This window comes from Hallella seregens ATCC 51272 (assembly GCF_000518545.1).
In the GTDB taxonomy this organism is placed as follows: domain Bacteria; phylum Bacteroidota; class Bacteroidia; order Bacteroidales; family Bacteroidaceae; genus Prevotella; species Prevotella seregens.
Window position 1 is genome coordinate 94684 of sequence record NZ_JADU01000007.1, and the last position, 22954, is coordinate 117637.

Below are 22954 nucleotides of genomic sequence, written 5' to 3' on the forward strand. Positions count from 1 at the left end.
GCACTCCTATAAGACCCTATCGCTTTCAACAACAATTCATAAAATTCAAAAGATACTATATTATTATGGCTGTTACAATAGAAGACATCAAGAAGCTGCGCACCATGACCGGTGCAGGAATGAAGGACTGCAAGAAGGCCCTCGCCGAAGCCAATGGTGATATTGACAAGGCAGTGGAGCTCGTTCGCGAGCGTGGTCTGGCCATCGCTGCCAAGCGTTCGGACCGCGAAACCTCCAACGGCTGCGTGCTGGTAAAGAACGACAATGGCTTTGCGGCCATGATTGCGCTGAAGTGCGAGACCGATTTCGTGGCCAACGGAGCCGACTATATCCAGCTCACGCAGGAGATTCTCGATGCCGCTGTCGCTGCCAAGGCCCAGAGTCTGGAGCAGGTCAAGGAACTCACACTGGCCGACGGCACGAAGATTTCCGAGGCTGTGGTGCGTCGTTCGGGCGTTGTAGGCGAAAAGATGGAGCTCGACGGCTATCTCGTTCTCGAGGGCGACAATGTGTATACTTACGACCACATGGGTCGCCACACGCTGTGCACGCTCGTGCAGCTCACCGCTGCCAATGAGGATGCCGGCCACAAAGTGGCCATGCAGGTGGCTGCCATGAAGCCGGTTGCTCTCGACGAAGCCAGCGTGTCGCAGGAGGTGAAGGACAGCGAACTCAAGGTGGCCGTGGAGAAAACCAAGGAAGAACAGATCGAGCGTCAGGTGAATGTGGCCCTGAAGAAGGCCGGCATCAACGCCAATCTCGTGGATTCCGAGGATCACATTGCCTCCAATGTGGCCAAGGGTTGGCTCACGCAGGAGGATGCCGACAAGGCCAAAGCCATCAAGGCCGAGGTGTCGGAGACGGCTGCTGCCAGCCTCAACGAGGGCATGATTCAGAACATTGCCAAGGGCCGCATGGCCAAGTTCTTCAAGGAGAACTGCCTTGTGGACCAGGAATTCCAGTTTGGCGATGGCGACAAGCAGAGCGTTTCGCAGTGGCTCGACAAGCAGGCCAAGGGGCTGAAAGTGGTTGCTTACAAGCGCTTCAGCCTTTCTGCAGACTGATTTCAACACGCAATCCAACAGACCGGGCCCCGCTGTGCGGGCTTGGTCTTCAGATATTAGCGGGGAGCCATGGGAGACTTGTCTTCTGTGGCTCCCGTTTGTTTTCTTTCAAAGTGCCGTTTCCCTCTGATGAAAAAGCCCTCTTGCCTGTTTGCTGCCGCCTGGTTTGCCCTGCTGATGACGGGGTTGCTGGTGTTGCTGTCTCCCATGGAGGCGGCGGCGCAGCGTGCCGTTCTGTCGAAGATGTCGCCGCTGGTGCGCGAGGCCTGGCTCCATGCGCGTCAGGAACGGCCGCACTTTCGTAAGGGTTTGCCCGCTCGTCCTGCCGTGCTCACCGCCTTTGTCAAGACCGCAGATGCCGGTTCGCAGGTGCTGGAGACTGCGGGATGCCGCGTGCTGGCCAGGTATGGCACGCTGGCCATAGCCGAGATTCCGCTCAATCGTCTGGACACGTTGGCCCGCAATGGCCACGTGTTGCGCATCGAGGCAGGGCGCAGGGCTACGGCCTTGATGGACACCACGGCCTTGATTGTGCAGGCCCCCGCCGTTTACGAGGGCTTGAATCTGCCTCAGGGCTACACGGGACGGGGGGTGCTCGTGGGGGTGCAGGACATCGGTTTCGACCTGACCCATCCCAATTTCTATTCCTCCGACTTCTCCACTTACCGCGTTCGAGCCCTCTGGGATCAGCTCTCCACCGACACGCTTGGCTCCGCGCTGCCCGTGGGTCGCGACTATGTTGGTCGTGCGGAACTGCTGTCGTTGGGGCACCCGCGCGACGGATTGATCCAGACGCACGGCACGCATACGGCGGGCATCGCGGCTGGAAGTGGGGCAGAGGGGCCGGGCGTCAACTCGCCTTATCGCGGCATTGCCTACGAGAGCGACCTCTGCTTGGTCAGCAATGCCGTGAGCGAAGACGCTTCGCTCATCGATCCTGCCGATTATTACAAGTACACCTTTGCCCTCGACGCCCTCGGTTTCAAATACATTTTTGACCAGGCCGACCGGATGGGGAAGCCTTGCGTCATCAACTTCAGCGAGGGCTCGCAGCAGGATTTCCACGGTTACGACCGGCTTTATTACGAGATGCTCGACTCGCTCTGCGGGCCCGGACGCATCATCGTTTCTTCTGCAGGTAATGCCGGGCAGGGCATCAATTATGTAGAGAAACCGGCAGGAACGGCCTCGGCCGGCGTGTTCTGCACCAGTGGGCAGCCCCGCGTCTATGCCACTGCCAAGGCAGATGGCGACTACACCCTGCGTCTCTCCTTCTATCGCGACAGCCTTCCGGCCTTGGTACGCGACTATAAACTGTCGGCCGTACTTGCCCGACCCGACTCCATGCTCCGCGACACGCTACGGCTTGATACGGCCCGCTATGTGGTTGCTGCCGTGGCTTATCCCTCGGCTTACGATGCTTCAGAGACCGTTTGCGACTGGGCCATCAGCACTTCCGGCCAGCCTTTCCGCAATGGCGCGCCCGCTTCGCTCCAGCTTGTCGGGCGCGAGGTCCGCGTTGAACTGTTTCCCGTGACCGGGTCTTTCTATCACAGCGCGATCGATCCCACGCTCTGCTCGGGCGACAACACCCACAGCGTCTACTCGCCGGCCAGTGCGCCGCGCGTCATCTGCGTGGGAGCCACGGCCTATCGCACGCAGTTTGTCAATTATTTGGGTAACCTGATGGTCTATGATAACGGGACCGACGGCCGTCGTACTCCCTATTCCGCCGTGGGCCCTACGTGGGATGGGCGGCTGAAACCCGATGTCATGGCACCGGGACAGAACGTTGTTTCCTCTTATAGCAGCTTCTACCTGGAGCACAATCCAACGGCCCGCGACCTCACCTCCGACGTGCGCCACTTCACGTATGGCGGCCGCACCTATGCCTGGAACAGCAATGGAGGCACCTCCATGGCCTCGCCCGTGGTGGCCGGTGTCATAGCTCTTTGGCTCCAGGCCGACCCTAAACTCACCCCCGAAGACTGCCTGGAGGTGATGGCTTCGACTTGTCGTCATCCCGACCCCACCCTCCATTATCCCAACCAGCTCTACGGACACGGCGAGATAGATGCCTATGCAGGGCTTCAGGCTGTCCTGGCACGGCAGGCCGCAGGCGTCGCCGTGGTGTCGCCCCGACCGAGCGCTTCGGCCATCTATAGGCTTGATGGCCGCTATGCCGGCACGGATGTGTCCCGTCTGCAACGGGGCATCTATGTCCGTGCGGGGCAGAAAATCGTCGTTCGTCATTAAGAATCATGAAGATATTTGCCATTGGTATGAACTACGCCCTGCACAATAAAGAGTTGCACGGCACGTTATTGAAACCGGATGAACCGGTGATTTTCCTCAAGGCCGACTCCAGTTTGCTCAAGGATCACAAGCCGTTCTTCATCCCCGACCACCTGGGACGCATTGAATACGAGACGGAGATGGTGGTGCGTATCTGCAAGCTGGGCAAGACGGTGCCCGTGAGATTTGCGCCCCGCTACTATGATGCCGTCACCGTAGGAATAGACTTTACGGCCCGCGAACTGCAGAAAAGGCTGTCGCAGAAAGGGCAGCCTTGGGACCTGTCCAAGGGATTTGACGGGGCGGCGTGCCTCGGCGAGTGGGTGCCCAAGGAGAAGTTTCTCGACATTCAGGCCCTCCATTTCCATCTGGACATCAACGGAAAGACCGTCCAGCAAGGGTGCACGGCCGACATGCTCTACCGTGTGGACGAGATCATCTCCTACATCAGCCGCTTCTATACCCTCAAGACGGGCGACATTCTCTATACCGGAACGCCGGCCGGAGTGGGGCCGGTGCATGTCGATGACCATTTGGAGGGCTATCTGGAAGACCGTAAGGTGTTGGAGTTCAATTGTAAATAAAGGAGTTTTTCAGGCCATGAGAATAGACCGCCATGCTTGGGCCGTGCTTGCCGCCCTGTGCCTTTGCACCACGATGCAAGCCCAACGATTCTTCAATCTCACTTCCGACGAGGTGCGGGTAGACTCTGTGCTGCCCCAGTTTGCCTATTCCGTTCCCCTCGACGGGGCGTGGCAGGACTCTGTTTATACCGCTTCCATTCTCTATCCTGAGTTTATAGACATGACTCTTCAGGACGTGAACAACTATCGTTTGCTCTCGTCCGACTCCCTGCCTGCCCTGCCGCAGCTGGCCCAGCGCATCGTTCTCGACCGCAAGCGAGGGGCTCTGGAGGTGCAGTTCTGCCCACTGGTTTATCGTGAAGGACGGTATCAAATCCTTGTCAGTTTCATGTTGCGGGTGGACGCCCGCGTGCAGAACCGTGCCGTTCGGCGCGCTGCGGCTCTCACCCGGGCCACGGCGGCGTCCTCGCGTTATGCCGCCCACTCCGTGCTGGCCACGGGTGCATGGGCCAAGATCAGGGTGCCGTCCACCGGGGTCTACCAGCTCAGCGAGTCGCTCATCCGCCAGGCCGGCTTTACCGATTTGAGCAAAGTGCGGGTCTATGGCTATGGCGGCAACCTGCAAAATGAGGTTCTTCGGGCCAAGGATTTACAGGAACTCGACGACCTTCGCGAGGTGCCCACCTGCACTGTGGGCGGCAAACGGCTGTTTTTTGCCCGTGGGCCGGTGAGCTGGAGCAGCAACACGGCGGCCCGACGCACCCGCAATCCCTATTCCGACTACGGCTATTACTTCCTCACCCAGACGGCCGACGCACCGGCTCAAGTCGATTCTGCCACCTTTGTCTCGGCTTTCTATCCCTCCGCCGACGACTATCACAGCCTTTATGAAGCCGATGGTTACAGCTGGTATCACGGCGGACGCAATCTCTTCGACCGTGAGAGCACGGCTGTGGGGAGCACCCGTCGCGTGGTGATTGGCAACCGCAGCCGTTCCGCCTCGGGCCTGCTCTCGGTCAATATCTCTGCCGGAACAGTGAGCCAGGCCCAGATATTGCTCAATGATTCCGTGCTCGGCACGCTCACCGTCAGGCTGTACGGCGAGTTCGACAAGGGCAATGAGGCATCCGGCACCTACCGGGTCGCAGGACTTCATGCCACAGATACGGTGAAGATACGCGTGCTTTCCGGCGGCCCCGTGCGTCTCGACTATGTGTCGATGGCGTGGACTGATGCCGCCGAGACCCCCCGCTTGTCGGCCGTCACCGCCGTTCCCGAGTATGTTTACCGCATTACCAATCAGGATCTTCACGCCGATGGCGCGGCCGATATGGTCATCATCATTCCCACTTCACAGAAACTTCTGGCCCAGGCCCAGCGTCTGGCGGCTTTCCACGAACGGCACGACTCGCTGCGTGTGCGCATCGTTCCGGCCGACGAACTCTATAACGAATTCTCCAGTGGAACCCCTGATGCCAATGCCTACCGCCGTTATCTCAAGATGCTTTACGATCGCGCCGAGACCCCGGCAGACATGCCCCGCCACCTGTTGCTCTTTGGAGACTGTGTGTGGGACAACCGAATGCTCACCAATGAATGCCGCAACTTCAATCCCGACGACTACTTGCTCTGCTTCGAGAGTGAGAATTCTTTCAACGCAGTGAGGTGCTATGTCGACGACGGTTTCTTCTGTTTGCTCGACGACGGCGAGGGCGGCGATCCCCAAAGCTCAGACAAACTCGACATGGGCGTGGGCCGTTTCCCGGTCACCACGGCCGAAGAGGCCAAGGCCATGGTAGACAAAACCATCGGCTATGCCACCAATTCCAATGCCGGGGCCTGGCAGAACGTGCTGATGTTCATGGGTGACGACGGCAACAGGAACCTGCACATGAAGGACCTCGACGAGGCCGCCAACGACATTGCAGCCCGTTATCCCGACTATTTGGTCAAGAAAGTGATGTGGGATGCCTATACCGGAGAGACATCGGCGGCGGGCAACAGCTACCCCGAGGTGAGCAGCATCGTCAAGCAGCAGCAGCAGGCCGGCGCGCTCATCATGGACTATGCCGGCCACGGCCGCGAGGATCAGATCTCGCATGAAGTCGTTCTCAAGCTCTCCGATTTCGAGCATTTCACCAACAAGAACCTGCCGCTTTGGATCACGGCCTCGTGCGACATCATGCCTTTCGACGGCACCACACCCACCATTGGCGAGGCCGCCGTGCTCAATCCCAACGGCGGAGCCGTGGCTTTCTTCGGCACCACGCGCACGGTTTACGCCGATTACAACAAGCTCATCAACATGGCGTTCCTGCGTTTGGTGCTCAGCCGTCCCAATGGCAAGGCCATGACGTTGGGCGAAGCCCAGCGACAGGCCAAGAATCTGATGATTACTTCCGATGCCGACCGCACCACCAACAAGCTGCAGTATTCGCTGCTCGGCGACCCCGCACTGTCTCTTTGCCTGCCCTCTCTCTCGGCCGTGGTCGACTCCATCAATGGCGTGGCCCTCTCTCCGTCGGCTCCTGTCAAGCTGCGCGCCGGCAGCAAGGTGCGCCTGTCCGGGCACATCGAGCAGGCTTCCGACTTTGACGGCGTGGTGACGGCCGTGGTGCGCGATGTGCGGCAACTCATCACCTGCAAGCAGAATGCCAGTGCTGAGACCACCAAGGCCTTTACTTTCTACGACCGTCCCGGCACGCTCTACAGCGGTTCCGACAGTGTTCGGCAGGGCCGCTTTAGCCTTTCGTTTGCCGTTCCACGCGACATCAGCTACTCCGACGAGAGTGGACTCATCAACCTCTACGCAGTCAACACGGCCCGTACGCTCACGGCTCACGGCACCGAGGATGGTTTCACTCTGAGCGGTTCCGACGAGACGGCGATGGATTCCGTGGGCCCTAAAATCTACTGCTACCTCAATACCGCACAGTTCCAGAACGGTTCGGCCGTCAATCCCACGCCCTATTTCGTGGCCCGGCTCACCGATGCCGACGGCATCAACGCCTCGGGCAGCGGCATTGGGCACGACATGCAGCTCATTATAGACGGCGACGCCTCGAAGACCTACACGCTCAACGACCATTTCCAGTTCGATTTCGGCACCTATACCAGCGGTTCTACCTATTATAATATACCCACCTTGGAGCCCGGCCGCCACACGCTGCTCTTCCGGGCATGGGATGTTCTCAACAATCCCTCCACAGCCACGCTCGAGTTTACCGTGGTCAAGGGCCTTGTGCCATCCATCTATAGCGTCGATGTGTCGGCCAATCCCGCCTCCACCAACACCACGTTTATCGTGAACCACGACTTCTCAGGCTGCACCATGGACGTGTCCATCGACGTGTTCGACATGAGCGGACGGCTGCTCTGGACCCATAGCGAGCGTGGCGTTTCTTCTCCGGGGGCCTACACCATAGACTGGGATCTCTGCCAGGATGGCGGGAGTCGGTTGCCCACTGGCGTGTACCTTTACCGCGTGCGGGTGGCCAGCGACGGCAGTGCCGAGGCCTCCAAGGCACGGAAATTAGTCGTCATCAGCAATAAATAGGCCGTTGCGGCGTTTATGGTGTAGTGTTTTGCCGCCAGTCATGGTTCGGCCATGGCTGTGCGGCTTTCTTTATTTCAAGGACAATCAACAATAGCAGATGAACAGAATCTTGAGAACGTGGATGGCCGGCATGGCCTGTATGGCGGCCACAGGAGCCGTTGCCCAGGACAAGGCCAATATGTTCAATCCCGTCAATGCCTCGGTCACTTCGCAGACCTTTGCCCCCGACGCCCGTTCGGCCGGTATGGGCGACGTGGGTGTGGCTACCGATCCCGACGCCACATCGCAGTACTGGAATCCCGCCAAATATCCTTTCACCGTGAGCCGTGCCGGCGTGGCACTCAACTATACGCCGTGGCTGCGCCAGCTCGTCAACGACATGGGCCTGGCCTATCTCTCCGGTTACTACCGCATTGGTGACTACAGCGCGGTGTCCAGTTCGCTGCGTTATTTCTCGTTGGGCGAGGTGCAGTTCGAGTCAAGCCAGAGCGGAGGCGCCGCGATGACCATCAATCCCTACGAGATGTCGTTCGATGTGGCCTACTCATTGATGCTTAGCGAGAAGTTCTCCATTGCCGCCGCGGTGCGCTGGATCTACTCCGATCTCACCTACGACTACACCAGCGACACGGCCCCCGGCTCGGCCTTCGCCGCCGACTTGGCCGCCTATTATCAGAATTATATCAACCTGGGCGACCGCGAGTGCCAGTTGGGACTGGGGCTTAACATCTCCAATGTCGGCAGCAAAATCAACTTCGGCGGAGACGATCGCAGTGAGTTCATCCCCACCAACCTGCGTCTTGGTGCCTCGCTCATGGTGCCCATTGACGAGTACAACCGGTTCACCTTTGCCGCCGATGCCAACAAACTGCTAGTGCCTACCCTGCCCACGGAGGCGCAATACAAGGAGGCCCGCGACAAGGACAGGTACAACGACTACGACGATTACGTGCGCAAGAAGTACTATGACCTCTCTTCCATCAGCGGTATTTTCAAGAGTTTCAGCGACGCTCCCGGCGGATTCAAGGAGGAATTGCAGGAGGTGCAGTGGAGCCTCGGCGCCGAATACACTTACCACGACCAGTTCACCCTGCGCGCCGGCTACCATGACCAGAATGCCAACAAGGGCAACCTGAAATACTTCACCGTGGGCGCCGGCTTCAAGATGAGCGTCTTCTCGCTCGATGCGGCCTATGTCATCGCCACGGCCAAGAGCAACCCGCTTGACCAGACACTCCGCATCACCATGAGTTTCGACATGGACGGCATCAAGGATTTGTTTAATAGAAGATAACTCCATAACTCCTTTCAAAACCAAAGAACCATGCAACGAATAGGAATGGGTTACGATGTCCACAAACTTGTGGAGGGCCGCGCCCTCATCCTGGGAGGCATCCGGATAGACCACACGCAGGGGTTGCTGGGCCACAGCGATGCCGACGTGCTGATACATGCCATCTGCGACGCCCTGCTCGGGGCGGCCAACCTGCGCGACATAGGCTATCACTTTCCCGATACAAGCGATGCCACGCTCAATATGGACAGCAAAATCATCCTGCAAAAGACGGTCGGGCTCATTGCCGCCAAGGGTTATCGCCTGTGCAACATCGATGCCACGGTGTGCGCCGAGCGGCCGAAGATCAATCCTCACATCCCTGCCATGAAGGTTTGTCTGGCCCAAGTGATGGGCTGCGACGAGGATCAGATCAGCATCAAGGCCACCACTTCCGAGCGAATGGGCTTTGTAGGCCGCGAGGAGGGCATGGCCGCCTATGCCGTCTGCCTGATCGAGCGGCTGCCGGCAACCGATTGAGCGGCAACCGACAGCCCATAGCACCGACAGTTTTCTCCTATATTCATTTCCTACCAACGAGAATACGCCGGAACTCATCAACGAGCTCCGGCGTATAGCCTATGTTTAACTAAAAAACTTTTTTAAATCGAATGAAAGCCTCACGGTTTTCATTGTCATCCGTTAAACAATCTATCAAATCTACCTTAAACCTAATAACTAAAAACCTAAATCTATTACTAACCTAAACAATCTATTAACCTTTTGACGTTGCAAAGGTACGACGATTTCCGGCAAGCCGCAACACTTTTCCCTTGCTTTCCTGCAAAAGGCCCCGTTTTCTTGATGCAAATCAACGAATGTGTACGGACACAATGCTAATTTAGGCCTAAAACAGCCTGTTTGGCCGCTATCTTTTGAAATGATTTTATTACCTTTGCCATTAAATCAGTATTGCACATGAGAGTACTCATCGTAAATACAAGCGAGAAAACCGGGGGGGCGGCCGTGGCTGCCGGCCGGCTGATGGAGGCCCTGAACAACAATGGGGTCAAGGCCAAGATGCTGGTGGGCGACAAGCAGACCGACAACATCATGGTGGCCGGCCTGCCCCGGCCTTGGCTGCAGCGGTGGAACTTCCTGTGGGAACGGTTCTGCATCTTCGCGCATCTGCACTTCTCGCGCGAGCATCTCTTCGAGATCGACATGGCTAACGCCGGTACCGACATCACCTCGCTGCCCGAATTCAGCGAGGCCGATGTCGTCCATCTCTCCTGGATCAACCAAGGGATGCTCTCGCTGGGCTCCATCCGCAAGATTCTTCGCAGCGGCAAACCCGTGGTCTGGACCATGCACGACCTGTGGCCGGCCTCGGCCATCTGCCACTATGCACGAGGCTGTGCAGCCTTCAAGACGGGTTGTCACCACTGCCGGCTGCTGCCCGGCGGAGGCTCGGTCAACGATCTTTCGGCCCGTGTCTACGCCCGTAAGCAGAAGATTTACCGCAACAGCAACATCCACTTTGTGACGTGCAGCAAGTGGCTGGCCGACCAAGCCCGGCAGAGCAGACTGCTTGCCGGCCTCTACGTGGAGCCCATTCCCAACCCCATCGACACCCGTGTCTATGCCCCACGCGACCGTCGGGAGTGCCGCAGCCGGCTGCAACTGCCCGTGGACAAGCGTGTCATCCTTTTCGTGTCGCAGCGTGCTACGATGGAGCGCAAGGGCATGACCTACTTGGTGGAGGCCGTGAGGCAGTTGGCCGAAAGCCGTCCCGATATGGCTGCCGACACAGTGGTGGCTATCCTCGGCGGCCACTCCGAAGACGTGGTCGCCCAGCTGGCCCTGCCCGCTTTCCCCTTGGGCTATGTGAGCGACGAGCGGAAGATTGTGGATGTCTACAATGCAGCCGACGTGTTCGTGCTGCCGTCGCTCGAGGACAACCTGCCCAACACCATCATGGAGGCCATGGCCTGCGGCGTGCCCTGCGTGGGTTTCAAGGTGGGCGGCATCCCCGAGATGATCGACCACCGGCGCAATGGCTACGTGGCCGCCTTTCGCGATGCGGCCGATTTGGCCGCGGGCATCCGCTGGGTGCTCGCCGAAGCCGACTATGCCGACCTGCAACGCCAGGCCCTTTCCAAGGTGGCCGCCAGCTATTCGCAGCGGTCGGTGGCCATGCGCTACATCGAGGTGTACAATCAGGCCATGGCTTTTAAAGACTATTCCTTATGATTACGTTCTCCCTTATCACCTGCACTTACAATGCCGGTCACGAAATCCAGCGCACGCTCGACAGTGTGCTGGCCCAGACGTACCCGGCCGTGGAGCACCTCATTGTCGACGGCCGGTCGGCCGACGACACCGTGGCCCGTGCCGAAGCCTACCGGCAACGGTCGGCCGAGGCCGGCAACGGCCACCGCGTGAGCGTGACGTCGGAGCCCGACGACGGCCTCTACGATGCCATGAACAAGGGGCTGGCCCGTGCCACGGGTGATTATGTGGTGTTTCTCAATGCGGGCGACGTGCTGCCCTCGGCCGACACGCTGGAGCACGTGGCGGCCAGTGTGGGCGAGGGTGAGCGGCTGCCCGGCGTGCTCTACGGGCTGGCCGATATTGTGGACGACGAGGGCCGCTTCCTGCGTCACCGGCAGTTGCAGCCGCCGGCCGTGCTCTCGTGGCGGTCGTTCCGCCACGGCATGCTGGTGTGCCATCAGGCTTTCTATGCCCGCCGCGACCTGGCACAGGCCACGCCCTACGACCTGCGCTACCGCTTCTCGGCCGATGTGGACTGGTGCATCCGGGTGATGAAGCGGGCCGAGGACGCACGGTTGCCGCTGCGTGGCGTGGGCGAGGTGCTGGTCAATTACCTCGACGGCGGCATGACCGTTCGGCACCACCGTGCCTCGCTGCTCGAGCGTTTCCGCGTGATGACCCGCCACTACGGCTGGCTCTCCACGGTGGCCATGCACCTGTGGTTCGTGGTGCGCAAGTAGGGCGACGCGTGCTTCGACCGCCCTGCCGCCTTGGGGTCTGCGCGATTGCGGCGTAACGGCCGTGCGATTGCGGCGTGGCGGCCGTGCGATTGCGGCGTGGCGGCCTCGCGTTTACGGCGTAAAACACATGCGATTGCGGCTTCTTCATTCTGCGGCCACGCCCTCTTTGTTTCGTCCTCTCCCTTTTGGCCTGTTGCCAAACGCAAGCATCCCCCGTCGGACTGGCCGGCGGGGGATGCTGTGTGTTGGGGTGTAGGCGGAAGCCGCAGGACGGCTACACGTAGCGAATGATTTGTCCGGGCCGCACGGTCTGGTTCTTGCGGTAGCCGTTGAGCCGGCAGATGACGTCGACCGTCACGCCGCATTTCTTGGCAATCGACTCGAGGGTGTCGCCCTTGAGCACCTTGTAGTAGACGCGCTCGGGCACATTGGCCGCGTTGCGCACGGCCGTGGAGGCCGTCTCTTCGCTGTGGCCCACCTCGCCATAAATCTGGTCTCGCGTGTAGCCGCCGTTGCCAACCTTGCCGCGTTCGCGGGTAGCCACGTCCGACTCACGCTCGTAGGTGGCCTTGTTGAATACGTACTGGTCGGCCACCACGTCCTGATTGCGGAAGTCGAAGAAGAGCGCCGGGTTCAGGGCCACGCCGCAGAGGCGCGTCTCGAAGTGGAGATGGGAGCCGGTGCTGCGGCCTGTATTGCCGCCCAGGCCTATGGGTTCGCCCACCCGCACGTTCTGATTCTCGGTGACAAGCTGCTTGGACAGGTGCCCGTAGATGGTCTCCAAGCCGTTGGGGTGACGGATGACGATGTAGTTGCCATAGCCTCTACCCTCGTATCTCACCACGCGCACCTTGCCCGAGAAGGCGGCGCGGATGGTGTCGCCGATGTAGACCTTGATGTCGAGGCCCTTGTGCTGGCGGCCCCAGCGGCTGCCGAAGTTGCTGGTTACCACGCGGCTTGGCGTGGGCATGCAGAAGTGGCGCAGGTTGATGACAAAGGAATCGGGCAGCTCGGTGGTGCGGTGTGCGTAGCGGTTGTCCCAGTCGTCCCCATAAAGTTGAGCTGCGGGGGACTGCAGGTTTTCTTTTTCTACGAAAGCGCGGACTTCGATGGAGTCGAGCTTTTTGGCGCGGCGGTCGACGGGAGCTTGCCGGGCCAGCAGGTCTTGCCCGCAGACGGGCTCCGCCGCCAAGGCAAAGAGGAGGGATAGGGCAAGTGTCTTTATTGTCGTCTTAAAAGTCATCTATATTGTTTTCTTTATAGGTTTTGGCCTTCCGCGGAGCCATCGACGGCATGACAAACAGCGGTCATGCCAACCCCGAAAACCAATTGACGGGCAACACGAGAGCTCTGCCAATTTTCGGAAGACCCGACAAAGATACTAAAAAAATGCCGCCAACGCCCTCCTCTTAACAGAAATTATGGTCTATTTAACACATTATGCTCGTTTCCCCCTACGCGTTAACAGTTAAATAACACAAAGGGAAGCATTTCAGTCCGCTGCTTGACCTATCGCAAGTCGTTGGGAAAAACAGAACAACATTTGCCGTATTCAGAATGGAATGTGTCCGACCGCGCGTTGCGAATGATATGGCCGCACTCCTCGAAAAGGCTGTTTCGACATGGTGTCCGCCCATTTGTGCATGGCTCCCGGCCGCCATTCGGCCCACGGCCGAAAGCCACCCCGTGGCGTGACGGACGGTGCCAAGCAAGGGGATATGGGGGAGGGCATGGTGCGGCTTAGCTGATGGCCGCCCAGTTCACGTGGGTCTTGCGCAGCTCGCGCAGGTGGTTCCAGAGTAGGGCATAGTCGGATTTCCGGCACTGGGGGTCGTCGTCGATGATGCGCTGGGCCTCGTCGCGGGCCATCTGCACAAGCTGGCCGTCGCGGGCAATGTCGGCAATCTTCAGGTCGAAGGCCATGCCGCTCTGCTGGGTGCCCTCGAGGTCGCCGGGGCCGCGCAGCTTCAAGTCGGCCTCGGCAATGCGGAAACCGTCGTTGGTGTCGCACATGATGTCGATGCGTTTGCGTGTCTCGGCCGAGAGTTCGTAGCCGGTGACGAGGATGCAGTAGCTCTGTTTGGCCCCGCGTCCCACGCGTCCGCGCAGCTGGTGGAGCTGGGAGAGGCCGAAGCGCTGGGCCTCGAGAATGACCATGACCGAGGCGTTGGGCACGTTGACGCCCACCTCGATGACCGTGGTGGCCACGAGGATCTGCGTCTCGCCGCTGACAAACTTCTGCATCTCGGCCTCTTTCTCGCGGGCCTTCATCTTGCCGTGGACCTTGCTCAGACGGAACTCCGGGAAGATGTCGCAAAGCGAGCGGAAGCCGTCTTCCAGGTTCTTGAGGTCCATTTTTTCGCTTTCCTCAATGAGCGGGAATACGATGTAGACCTGCCGCCCCTCGCGAATCTGCTGGCGTATGCCGTTGTAGAGCGAGGTGGTCTGGTTGTCGTATTTGTGCAAGGTCTGGATGGGCTTGCGGCCGGGAGGCAGTTCGTCGATGACGCTCACGTCGAGGTCGCCGTAGATGGTCATGGCCAACGTGCGCGGAATGGGCGTGGCGGTCATGACGAGGATGTGGGGCGGACGCTCGCTCTTGTGCCACAACTTGGCCCGTTGGGCCACGCCGAAGCGGTGCTGCTCGTCGACGACGGCCAGCCCCAGCCGGCGGAACTGCACGGTATCCTCGATGACGGCGTGGGTGCCCACGAGGATGTCGATGTCGCCCGAGGCCAGCCGGCCGAGCACTTCGCGCCGCCGCTTGCCCTTGACGACGCCCGTGAGCAGGGCCACGCGCACGTCGGAGTCCCGAAGAAACGCGCGGATGGTGTCGAGGTGCTGCTCGGCCAGAATCTCGGTGGGGGCCATGATGCAGGCCTGGTAGCCGTTGTCGATGGCGATGAGCATGGTGAGCAGGGCCACGAGTGTCTTGCCCGAACCCACGTCGCCCTGGAGCAGACGGTTCATCTGGCGGCCTGTGCGCATGTCGTTGCGTATCTCGTGCATCACGCGCTTCTGGGCCCCGGTGAGGGCAAAAGGCAGGTGATCGTTGTAAAAAGAGAGGAAAGCGCGGCCGATGCGGCCGAAGATGTAGCCCTGGTATTTCTGCCGATGCTCGGCGGCATAGCGCAGGATGTTGAGCTGCACGTAGAACAACTCCTCGAACTTGAGGCGCACCTGCGCGCGCTGCACGTCGTCGAGGCTCTGCGGGTAGTGAATCTTGCGGAAAGCATCTTCGCGCGACATGAGGTGAAGGCGGCCTGTCATCGACGGGAGCAGCGTCTCGGCGATGGCCCCCGGCGGGATGCGGGTCACGAGGGCCTTGGTGAGTTTCTCGATGGCGCGCGAGGTCATGCCCATGTTTTTCATCTTCTCCGTGGTGACGTAACAGGGCTGCATGCCCATCTCGGACAGCTTCACGTCGGTGGCTTTCTCCATGTCGGGGTGGGCAAACTGGTAGCGGCCCTGAAACACGGTCGGCTTGCCGAAAACGATGAACTCCTCGCCCACCTTGTAATTCTGGTAAACATATTTGGTGCCATTGAACCACACGAGGTCGACGACGCCGTGGCCGTCGGTGAAATGCCCGACGATGCGCTTCTTGCGGGGCCCCATGGTAAACTCCTCGAAGCTCAGAATGCGGCCCTTGACCTGCACAAACGGCATGTCACCCGTGAGTTCGTCGATGCGGTATATCCGCGTGCGGTCCACATATTTATAAGGATAATACTCCAGCAGGTCGCGCCACGACTTGATGTTGAGCTGGCTGCCCAGAATCTCTTTCCGGCGTGGGCCCACGCCGGCGAGGTACATGATGTCTTGGTCTAAGATGGTGGGCATGATGAATCGAGGCCAATTTTTTTCCTTTTTACCTCTTTACTTCTTTTCTCTTTTCCCTTTTTCCCCTTTTAATTGGCAGAGTGCCTCGCCCACCAACAGGTCGAACGGCGTGGTGAGTTTGATGTTCTCGCGGTTGCCTTCGACCATGGTCACCTGGCAGCCAAGGCTCTCAACGACTGAGGCATCGTCGGTAAAGCTGTCGCGATAGGGCTGGGCAAAAGCCTGGCGGGCCAGGGAAATGTCGAACACCTGGGGGGTCTGCACCGTGCGGAAGTGTGCGCGCATGACGTTGTTGCCGTGGCCGCGGTCCACATAGCGCAGCGTGTCGGTGACAGGCATCACGGGTATGGCGGCATAGTCTTCGCGGGCTGCGTCGAAGCAGCGACGGATGACCTCCGGCGAGACAAAGGGGCGCACGCCGTCGTGGATGGCCACGAGGCCCTCGGCGTCGGCGGGAATGCAGGCCAGGCCGCGCTGCGAAGAGGCAAAGCGCGTGTCGCCGCCGTCGGTTAGGGTGTGGGGAATGTCGAAATGATGTTGTGTGCAGAGCTGTTGCCACAGGGGTTGCTGGTCGTGGGGCAGCACGAGGATGAGGGAAAGGTCGGGGCTGAAAGCGTGGAACTTTTCCAGCGTGTGCATGAGCACCGGCCGGCCGGCCAAGGGCAGAAACTGCTTGGGCAGGTCGCCGCCCATGCGCAGCCCCTTGCCTCCGGCCACGATGATGGCATAGTCCATAGGGTTGTCTTGATGTTGGAACAAGCGGCGGCGCGCGTCTCAGCCGCGCGACTCCATGAGATGAACGTACATCATGCCCTGCTGTATTTCGCGCATTTGGTCCTCGCCAACGAAGTAGCCCAGGATGCGGTAAGCGTAGGGCAGAGTGGCGGCGGGACCCTCGCCGGTGATGATGTTGCCGTCTTCTTGCCACAGGCGGGCCGTGTAGTCGGCCCCGGTGAGGAACTTCTCGAAGCCCGGGTAGCAGGTGGCTTGCCGGCCTTGCAGCAGTCCGATGGCGCCGAGCACCATCGGGGCGGCGCAGATGGCACCGATGCGGCGGCCGTGCTCGTGCTGGCGGAGCAGGGCCTGGCACACGCCCTCGTGGGCCTTGAGGTTGGCAGCCCCTGGCATGCCGCCGGGTAGCAGGAGCATGTCGGCATCGGCAAAGTCGCCGCCCTGCTCGAATCGCATGTCGGCCTTGAGGGTCACGCCGTGTGCGGATTCCACGAAATCGGAGCCCGTGACGCTTACTGTCTTCACCTCGACACCGCCGCGGCGCAGGATGTCGACCGGGGCCAGTGCCTCGATTTCCTCGAAACCGGTGGCCAGAAATTCATAAACTTGAGCCATAGTCTTGATGGGATTAGTTGCCGTTTGCGGCCAATTGGCATCGCGTCGGGCCGTTAAATACTGTACAAACTTACGAAAAAAATCTACTTTCGGGCCCGTGGCGTGTGTTAATTTAGGATAAAACGGCATATTCGTTGGTCGTAGAACGGCTTTTGTTGACGATTTTGCGTAAATTTGCAAGAGTAGCCAAACAGACTGCACACAAACTCGAAGACGAGAGACTTATGAAGAAAACATTATGGCTGTCGGCCCTTGCCCTTTCGGCAACGTCGGCTATGGCGCAGCACATTCAGTATCCTGCAGCCCCGAAAGACGGTACCGTGGACGAATATTTTGGTGTAAGAGTGCCCGACCCTTTCCGCCCTTTAGAGAATGACACCAGTGCCGAGACCCGTGCTTGGGTCGAGGCAGAGAATGCCGTGACGGCTGCCTATCTGGGCAAAATCCCGTTCCGCAGCAAGCTCATGGCCCGGTTGAAAGCCGTGGCGAACTATGAAAAGGTGGGAGTGCCCTTTGAACAGCACGGCGCGTGGTACTGCTATCGCAACGACGGATTGCAGAATCAGAGCGTGCTCTACCGGCTGGATCGGCTGGGCGGCACGGGGCAGATGTTTCTCGATCCCAACGCTTTGAGCACGGATGGAACCGTTGCCCTGCGGGGCGTCAGCTTCTCCAACAATGGCAAATACATGGCTTATACCATCTCGAGAAGCGGCAGCGACTGGCAGGAAATCTATGTCAAGGACGTGAAAACAGGCCGCGACCTGCCCGACCATATCCGCTGGAGCAAGTTCAGTGGAGCCGCTTGGTACGGCGATGGATTCTACTACAGTGCCTACGATGCGCCGGAGAAAGGCAGGGAATTCAGCAGCAAGAACGAGGTGCACAAGGTGTACTACCACCGCATGGGCACGCCGCAGAGCGAGGATGTGCTCTTCTATCAGAATCCCGCCTACCCTCTGCGCTTCTACAGTGTCTCGGTGAACAAGGAGGAAACGCTGATGTTTCTCTATGAGGCGGGTGCCGGATCGGGCAACAATCTCTACGTGCGCGACCTGCGCGTGCCCGGCTCCCAGTTCATCCAGATGACGGCGAACATGGACCTGCAGTATTCGCCCGTACAGACCATAGGCGACAGCATCTACCTCTACACCAACGACGGCGCGCCCCGCAACCGCCTGATGGTGACCACGGTGCAGCGTCCGGGCTTTGCGGAGTGGCAGGAACTGGTGCCCGAGGGCAGCGGTGTGCTCGAGGGTGTGACCTTTACCAACGGCCGGATGATACTGGAATACAGCCAGGATGCTTCGAGTCATGCGTACCTCTATACGCTGGAAGGGCGTCGGCTGCACGAGATCAAGCTGCCCTCGGCAGGCAGTGCCTCGTTCTACGGCAAGCGCGAGTTGAAGGAGTGTTTCTACAGCTTTTCCTCGTTCACCGTGCCCGGCACGGTCTACCGCTACGATGCCGAACAGGATCGCAGCACCGTCTACGCGCAGCCGAAAGTGAACTTCAGGCAGGGCGATTTCGTGACCGAGCAGGTGTTTTATACCAGCAAGGACGGCACGCGCGTGCCGATGTTTCTCACCTATAAGAAAGGATTGAAGCGCGATGGACGGAATCCTGTGTACCTCTATGCCTACGGCGGGTTCAACATTTCGCTGCCCCCCTCGTTCTCTTCCATGCGCATTCCTTTCCTCGAGAGCGGGGGCATCTATGCCCAAGCCAACCTGCGCGGCGGCAGCGAGTATGGCGAAGAGTGGCACCAGGCCGGTACGAAGATGCAGAAGCAGAACGTGTTCGACGACTTTATCGCCGCTGCCGAGTGGCTCACCAGCAATAAATACAGCAGCAAGGACAAGCTCGCCATCGTGGGAGGCAGCAACGGCGGACTGCTCGTCGGTGCGTGCATGACGCAACGCCCCGACCTCTTCAAGGTGTGTGTGCCCGAGGTGGGCGTGATGGACATGCTGCGCTACCACCGCTTTACCATCGGATGGAACTGGGCTCCCGACTATGGAACGAGTGCCGACAGCAAGGAAATGTTTGAGTATCTGCGGGTCTACTCGCCCCTGCACAACCTGAAACCCGGCACCCGCTACCCGGCCACGCTCGTCACCACGGCCGACCACGATGACCGTGTGGTGCCGGCCCACTCGTTCAAGTTCGCCGCCACGCTGCAGGAGTGTCAGGCGGGCGAGGCTCCGGTGCTTGTCCGCATCGACAGCAAGGCGGGGCACGGAGGTGGAAAGCCGCTGGCCAAACAGCTCGAAGAGTATGCCGACATCTACAGCTTCATCATGCAGAATCTGGGTATGAAGTATAAATAAGGACAGGCCTTGCCCGTGGCACGCCTCTACAAAAACATGGAATCCGAACCCCATCACCCGTCAGCCTATGAAGAAACTGCGCTTTGCCCTCTTTGGTAACGAGTACCAGGTCAATAAGTCGGTGGCCGTGCGGCAGCTCGTCGACACGCTGCGTGCCCACGAAGCCGAGGTCTATTTCGACCGTCCCTACTATGAATTTCTCGTCAAAAGCGGCGAGGAGCCTTGGTGTTCGGGCGTATTCGATGATTACAATTTCGACGTGGACTATGTGATTTCACTGGGCGGCGACGGCACTTTCCTGCGTGCTGCCAGTAAGGTGGGGGCCAAGGGTACGCCCATCCTCGGGGTGAACATGGGTCGGCTGGGCTTTCTGGCCGAAGTGTTGCCGGGTGAGGTGGGCTGCGCCATCGACGAGATTTATGCCGGAGAATGCCGTGTAGAGCGGCACACCGTGATTATGATCGAGGCCGAAGGCGAGCCCATCGAGGGCTCTCCCTATGCTCTGAACGACATCGCCCTGCTGAAACGCGACAACGCTTCGATGATTTCCATCCGGTGTAGTATCAATGGCGAGTACCTCGTGACCTATCAGGCCGACGGCCTGCTCATCGCCACACCGACCGGTAGCACGGCCTACAACCTCTCCACGGGCGGGCCCATCGTGGTGCCGTCGGCCGATACACTCTGCATCACTCCCGTGGCTCCCCACAGCCTAAACATCCGGCCCATCGTGGTTAAGGACGACAGTGTGATACGGCTTGAGGTGGAAAGCCGCAGCCACAACTTCCTCGTGGCCATCGACGGACGGTCGGAAAAGCTGTGCGAGGGCACGCAAATCACCATCCGCAAGGCCCCCTACGAGGTGCAAATGGTCAAACTGCGGTCAGCCCGCTACTTCTCCACGCTGCGCGAGAAGCTGATGTGGGGAGCCGACCAGCGCGGATAAACCCTTGAGACCCGAGACAGAACATGCGTATGCAACTCTTTAGACAGAACCCCTTGAGACGGTTGGGCCGGTTGATGGCGGGCTCTAACAAATACTCGGCCCGCAGCATTCTGCGCTGGTTGTGGTGGGCCTGGCGCGGCAATCGGCTGCAGGCCGTGCTCAATGCCCTTATAGGTCAGGCCTCGGTGGGGGTGTCGCTGGCCCAGGTGTGGGCGGTGCAGCACGCCGTCGATGTGGCTTCGGGCGTGGTGGCGGGCTCCATCTACTGGGCCGTGGCCCTGATGGGCGGCCTTGTTTTGTTTGATTTTGCACTCAATATCTCCAGTGTGTGGGTGCGCAATATTCTTGGCATCCGTGCACAAAACCGCATGCAGCAGCACATGCTCGACCGCATCCTGCGATCCGAGTGGCACGGCAAAGAGAAGCACCACTCCGGCGATGTGCTCAACCGTTTGGAGATAGACGTGAACAATGTGGTGGGCTTTCTCACCGAGACCATTCCCAACACGCTCTCCGTGCTCACGCTGTTCGTGGGTGCTTTCTGCTATCTTTTCGTCATGGATGCCCGCCTGGCGCTCATCACAGTGGGCATCATTCCGGTGTTCATAGCCGCCAGCAAGGTCTACGTTCGCCGGATGCGCCACCTCACGCGTGCCGTCCGTTCGTCGGATTCCAAGGTGCAGAGCGTGCTCCAGGAGACCATTCAGCACCGCATGCTCATCAAGACACTGGAGAGCGAAGAGCCTATGGTGGGGCGGTTGGAGACCACACAGTGCGAGCTTCGCCAGCGCGTGGTGCGCCGAACGCTCTTTTCCGTGTTCAGCAATCTGGTGATCAACCTGGGCTTTGCCATGGGTTATTTGGTGGCTTTTCTCTGGGCGGCCCTGCGCATGTCGCATCACAGCCTCACCTTTGGCGGCATGACGGCTTTCCTGCAACTGGTGAACAGGATACAGAGTCCGGCGCGGAGTCTCACCCGACTGGCCCCGGCTTTTGTCTCTGTGTTCACTGCGGCAGAGCGCTTGATGGAGCTTGAGGAGGACCGACTTGAGGAACGGGGCGCTCCCATTGACCTCGACGGGGCCTGCGGGGTGCGCTTCGTTCATGCGTCATACCGCTATGACGACATCGACGGCGACGTGATACGCGACCTGAGTTTCGACTTCTACCCGGGCTCGTGCACGGCCATTCTCGGCGAAACGGGTGCGGGCAAGACCACGCTGGTGCGTATGATTCTGGCCCTCTTGGCTCCGCAGAAAGGGCGGGCCGAGGTCTACAACGCCCACCGCCACTATGTGCTCTCGCCCCGGCTGCGCTGCAATTTCGTGTACGTGCCCCAAGGCAACACGCTGATGAGCGGCACCATCCGCGACAATCTGCGGCTGGGCAAGCTCAGTGCCACCGACGAGGAGATGTACGAAGCCCTGCACAAGAGCTGTGCAGACTTCGTGATGGACCTGCCGGCAGGGCTCAACACCGAGTGCGCTGAGGCCGGCGGCGGCCTCTCCGAAGGCCAGGCCCAGCGCATCGCCATTGCCCGTGCGCTGCTGCGCGACCGCAGCATCATGCTTTTCGACGAGGCTACTTCAGCCCTCGATCCCGAGACAGAGCGGCAGCTTTTGCGCAATATCCTGTCGGCTCGGAACAAGACCGTCATCTTCATTACCCACCGCCCGGCCGTGGTGGACTACTGCGACCAGACATTAAGAATCGAGAAAATATAAACCACAGACAGCTTATGAAGAAAGTTTTGCTGGCAGTTGCGCTGCTGAGCGCATGCCTCTCAACGCTGCATGCACAGAAAAAGAGCGAAGACCTTGATACCAAATACGGAGCCGAACTGCTGAAGCCCGGCACCCAGGCCCCCGACTTCAGTCTGCCCGACACCGATGGACAACTCGTGAACCTTAGACACGAATACAGCGATGGCTATACGGTTATCGACTTTTGGGCCTCTTGGTGCGGCGACTGCCGCCGGGAAATGCCGGCCGTGAGCAAGCTTTCCGAACAGTATTTCGAGGATGGCGTGCAGTTTGTCGGCGTGTCGTTCGACACCGATTCAGCGCAGTGGAAGAAGTGCGTGCGGGAGAAAAACAAGATGATTGGCAAGCAGGTGTCTGAGCTGAAGAAGTGGAAGGAGACGCAGGTGTCCAAGGATTATCACATCAACTGGATTCCCACGCTGTACCTGCTCAACCCCGATGGCACGGTAAACCTGGGCACGGTAGATGTGAACAAGCTGTCGGATCGTCTGTCCGAGCTCAAGGCGGCCGGCAAGTTTGAGCCTTACCAACAGAAGATGCCGGAGTTTCCTGGGGGAGTACCGGCGTTGATGCAGTTTGTGAAAGGCCATCTCCGTTTCCCCAAGACTTGCGAGAAACTGGGTGCTAAGGCCCGTGTCGTGGTGTCGTTTGTGGTCGATCGTGACGGTTCCGTCAGTGACTTGGCCATCAGTAACTATACGCAGATAGGCAGCATAAAGGTCAAAGGCCCTGTGACGGTGGACGAAATCAAGGAACAGGAGACGCTCTGCCGCACGCTTTTCACGCAGGAGGCCCTGCGTGTGGTGCGTGCCATGCCCTGCTGGAAGCCCGGCGAGAAAGCCGGTCGAAAGCAGAGAGTAAAATACAACATGCCTTTCAAGTTTGCTTATTAATCCCCCAAACTGCAACTTTCTACTGCCGTTCAGCGTCTTTTCATCA

The 22954-nt window shown here is 59.5% G+C and carries 16 protein-coding genes; 12 read left to right on the forward strand and 4 right to left on the reverse strand.

The genetic code is table 11. The annotated features are described in order from the left end of the window. The first annotated feature begins 65 nt into the window (after positions 1–65). The 8 genes from tsf (at position 66) to L888_RS0102810 (ending at position 11786) form a co-directional block, all read left to right on the forward strand. The gene (gene tsf / locus L888_RS0102775) at positions 66–1064 is read left to right on the forward strand and encodes a translation elongation factor Ts (protein ID WP_027951783.1); all 999 of its coding nucleotides are present in this window, start codon (positions 66–68) and stop codon (positions 1062–1064) included. A 129-nt stretch (positions 1065–1193) separates the two neighbouring features. Beyond that, on the forward strand, positions 1194–3320 hold the full coding sequence (locus L888_RS0102780) for a S8 family serine peptidase (protein ID WP_044248481.1): 2127 nt from the start codon (positions 1194–1196) through the stop codon (positions 3318–3320). A gap of 5 nt (positions 3321–3325) precedes the next feature. Then, positions 3326–3943, forward strand: coding sequence for a fumarylacetoacetate hydrolase family protein (locus L888_RS0102785; protein ID WP_027951785.1), 618 nt, complete (start codon positions 3326–3328; stop codon positions 3941–3943). A gap of 16 nt (positions 3944–3959) precedes the next feature. After that, complete coding sequence (gene porU / locus L888_RS0102790) at positions 3960–7499, forward strand: type IX secretion system sortase PorU (RefSeq protein WP_027951786.1); 3540 nt, start codon at positions 3960–3962, stop codon at positions 7497–7499. A gap of 97 nt (positions 7500–7596) precedes the next feature. Then, the gene (gene porV / locus L888_RS0102795; RefSeq protein WP_005844951.1) at positions 7597–8793 is read left to right on the forward strand and encodes a type IX secretion system outer membrane channel protein PorV; all 1197 of its coding nucleotides are present in this window, start codon (positions 7597–7599) and stop codon (positions 8791–8793) included. Positions 8794–8823: 30 nt separating this feature from the next. Beyond that, complete coding sequence (gene ispF / locus L888_RS0102800) at positions 8824–9312, forward strand: 2-C-methyl-D-erythritol 2,4-cyclodiphosphate synthase (RefSeq protein WP_027951787.1); 489 nt, start codon at positions 8824–8826, stop codon at positions 9310–9312. A gap of 438 nt (positions 9313–9750) precedes the next feature. After that, a complete protein-coding gene (locus L888_RS0102805) occupies positions 9751–11025 on the forward strand; it encodes a glycosyltransferase family 4 protein (protein WP_027951788.1) in 1275 nt (424 codons plus the stop codon). After that, positions 11022–11786 carry a glycosyltransferase family 2 protein gene (locus L888_RS0102810; RefSeq protein WP_027951789.1) on the forward strand — a complete coding sequence of 255 codons (765 nt, stop codon included), beginning with the start codon at positions 11022–11024 and terminating at the stop codon, positions 11784–11786. The genes L888_RS0102805 and L888_RS0102810 overlap by 4 nt, the downstream gene beginning before the upstream one ends. 274 nt (positions 11787–12060) lie before the next feature. Here the strand turns inward: L888_RS0102810 and L888_RS0102815 are convergent, their stop codons facing one another. The 4 genes from L888_RS0102815 to L888_RS0102830 all read right to left on the reverse strand — a co-directional run bounded on the left by L888_RS0102815 (position 12061) and on the right by L888_RS0102830 (position 16976). Next, positions 12061–13029 carry a peptidoglycan DD-metalloendopeptidase family protein gene (locus tag L888_RS0102815; protein WP_005844941.1) on the reverse strand — a complete coding sequence of 323 codons (969 nt, stop codon included), beginning with the start codon at positions 13027–13029 and terminating at the stop codon, positions 12061–12063. A gap of 497 nt (positions 13030–13526) precedes the next feature. Continuing rightward, positions 13527–15629, reverse strand: a complete 2103-nt coding sequence (gene recG / locus L888_RS0102820) for an ATP-dependent DNA helicase RecG (RefSeq protein ID WP_027951790.1) — start codon at positions 15627–15629, stop codon at positions 13527–13529. Positions 15630–15665: 36 nt separating this feature from the next. Continuing rightward, positions 15666–16364, reverse strand: coding sequence for a 2-C-methyl-D-erythritol 4-phosphate cytidylyltransferase (locus L888_RS0102825; RefSeq protein ID WP_027951791.1), 699 nt, complete (start codon positions 16362–16364; stop codon positions 15666–15668). Positions 16365–16403: 39 nt separating this feature from the next. Continuing rightward, positions 16404–16976 (reverse strand): DJ-1 family glyoxalase III, encoded by a 573-nt coding sequence (locus tag L888_RS0102830; protein ID WP_027951792.1) that lies wholly within the window; start codon positions 16974–16976, stop codon positions 16404–16406. Positions 16977–17200: 224 nt separating this feature from the next. Between L888_RS0102830 and L888_RS0102835 the strand changes: the two genes are divergently transcribed. From L888_RS0102835 to L888_RS0102850, 4 genes are all read left to right on the forward strand, one after another. Beyond that, the gene (locus L888_RS0102835) at positions 17201–19306 is read left to right on the forward strand and encodes a prolyl oligopeptidase family serine peptidase (RefSeq protein ID WP_027951793.1); all 2106 of its coding nucleotides are present in this window, start codon (positions 17201–17203) and stop codon (positions 19304–19306) included. A 67-nt stretch (positions 19307–19373) separates the two neighbouring features. Beyond that, positions 19374–20252 carry an NAD kinase gene (locus tag L888_RS0102840; RefSeq protein ID WP_027951794.1) on the forward strand — a complete coding sequence of 293 codons (879 nt, stop codon included), beginning with the start codon at positions 19374–19376 and terminating at the stop codon, positions 20250–20252. Positions 20253–20326: 74 nt separating this feature from the next. Continuing rightward, on the forward strand, positions 20327–21976 hold the full coding sequence (locus L888_RS0102845; protein ID WP_027951795.1) for an ABC transporter ATP-binding protein: 1650 nt from the start codon (positions 20327–20329) through the stop codon (positions 21974–21976). Positions 21977–21990: 14 nt separating this feature from the next. Further along, entirely contained in the window at positions 21991–22908 is a 918-nt protein-coding gene (locus L888_RS0102850; RefSeq protein ID WP_027951796.1) for a redoxin domain-containing protein, read from the forward strand. Positions 22909–22954 lie beyond the last annotated feature (46 nt).

What these genes read in the sequence shown, in the direction of transcription:
- L888_RS0102835 (WP_027951793.1), top strand. Translation starts at nt 17,201, where the DNA reads ATGAAGAAAACATTATGGCTGTCGGCCCTTGCCCTTTCGGCAACGTCG.
- tsf (WP_027951783.1), top strand. Translation starts at nt 66, where the DNA reads ATGGCTGTTACAATAGAAGACATCAAGAAGCTGCGCACCATGACCGGT.
- L888_RS0102845 (WP_027951795.1), top strand. Translation starts at nt 20,327, where the DNA reads ATGGCGGGCTCTAACAAATACTCGGCCCGCAGCATTCTGCGCTGGTTG.
- L888_RS0102780 (WP_044248481.1), top strand. Translation starts at nt 1,194, where the DNA reads ATGAAAAAGCCCTCTTGCCTGTTTGCTGCCGCCTGGTTTGCCCTGCTG.
- L888_RS0102815 (WP_005844941.1), bottom strand. Translation starts at nt 13,029, where the DNA reads ATGACTTTTAAGACGACAATAAAGACACTTGCCCTATCCCTCCTCTTT.
- porU (WP_027951786.1), top strand. Translation starts at nt 3,960, where the DNA reads ATGAGAATAGACCGCCATGCTTGGGCCGTGCTTGCCGCCCTGTGCCTT.
- L888_RS0102850 (WP_027951796.1), top strand. Translation starts at nt 21,991, where the DNA reads ATGAAGAAAGTTTTGCTGGCAGTTGCGCTGCTGAGCGCATGCCTCTCA.
- L888_RS0102840 (WP_027951794.1), top strand. Translation starts at nt 19,374, where the DNA reads ATGAAGAAACTGCGCTTTGCCCTCTTTGGTAACGAGTACCAGGTCAAT.
- L888_RS0102830 (WP_027951792.1), bottom strand. Translation starts at nt 16,976, where the DNA reads ATGGCTCAAGTTTATGAATTTCTGGCCACCGGTTTCGAGGAAATCGAG.
- L888_RS0102785 (WP_027951785.1), top strand. Translation starts at nt 3,326, where the DNA reads ATGAAGATATTTGCCATTGGTATGAACTACGCCCTGCACAATAAAGAG.
- recG (WP_027951790.1), bottom strand. Translation starts at nt 15,629, where the DNA reads ATGCCCACCATCTTAGACCAAGACATCATGTACCTCGCCGGCGTGGGC.
- ispF (WP_027951787.1), top strand. Translation starts at nt 8,824, where the DNA reads ATGCAACGAATAGGAATGGGTTACGATGTCCACAAACTTGTGGAGGGC.
- L888_RS0102805 (WP_027951788.1), top strand. Translation starts at nt 9,751, where the DNA reads ATGAGAGTACTCATCGTAAATACAAGCGAGAAAACCGGGGGGGCGGCC.
- L888_RS0102825 (WP_027951791.1), bottom strand. Translation starts at nt 16,364, where the DNA reads ATGGACTATGCCATCATCGTGGCCGGAGGCAAGGGGCTGCGCATGGGC.
- L888_RS0102810 (WP_027951789.1), top strand. Translation starts at nt 11,022, where the DNA reads ATGATTACGTTCTCCCTTATCACCTGCACTTACAATGCCGGTCACGAA.
- porV (WP_005844951.1), top strand. Translation starts at nt 7,597, where the DNA reads ATGAACAGAATCTTGAGAACGTGGATGGCCGGCATGGCCTGTATGGCG.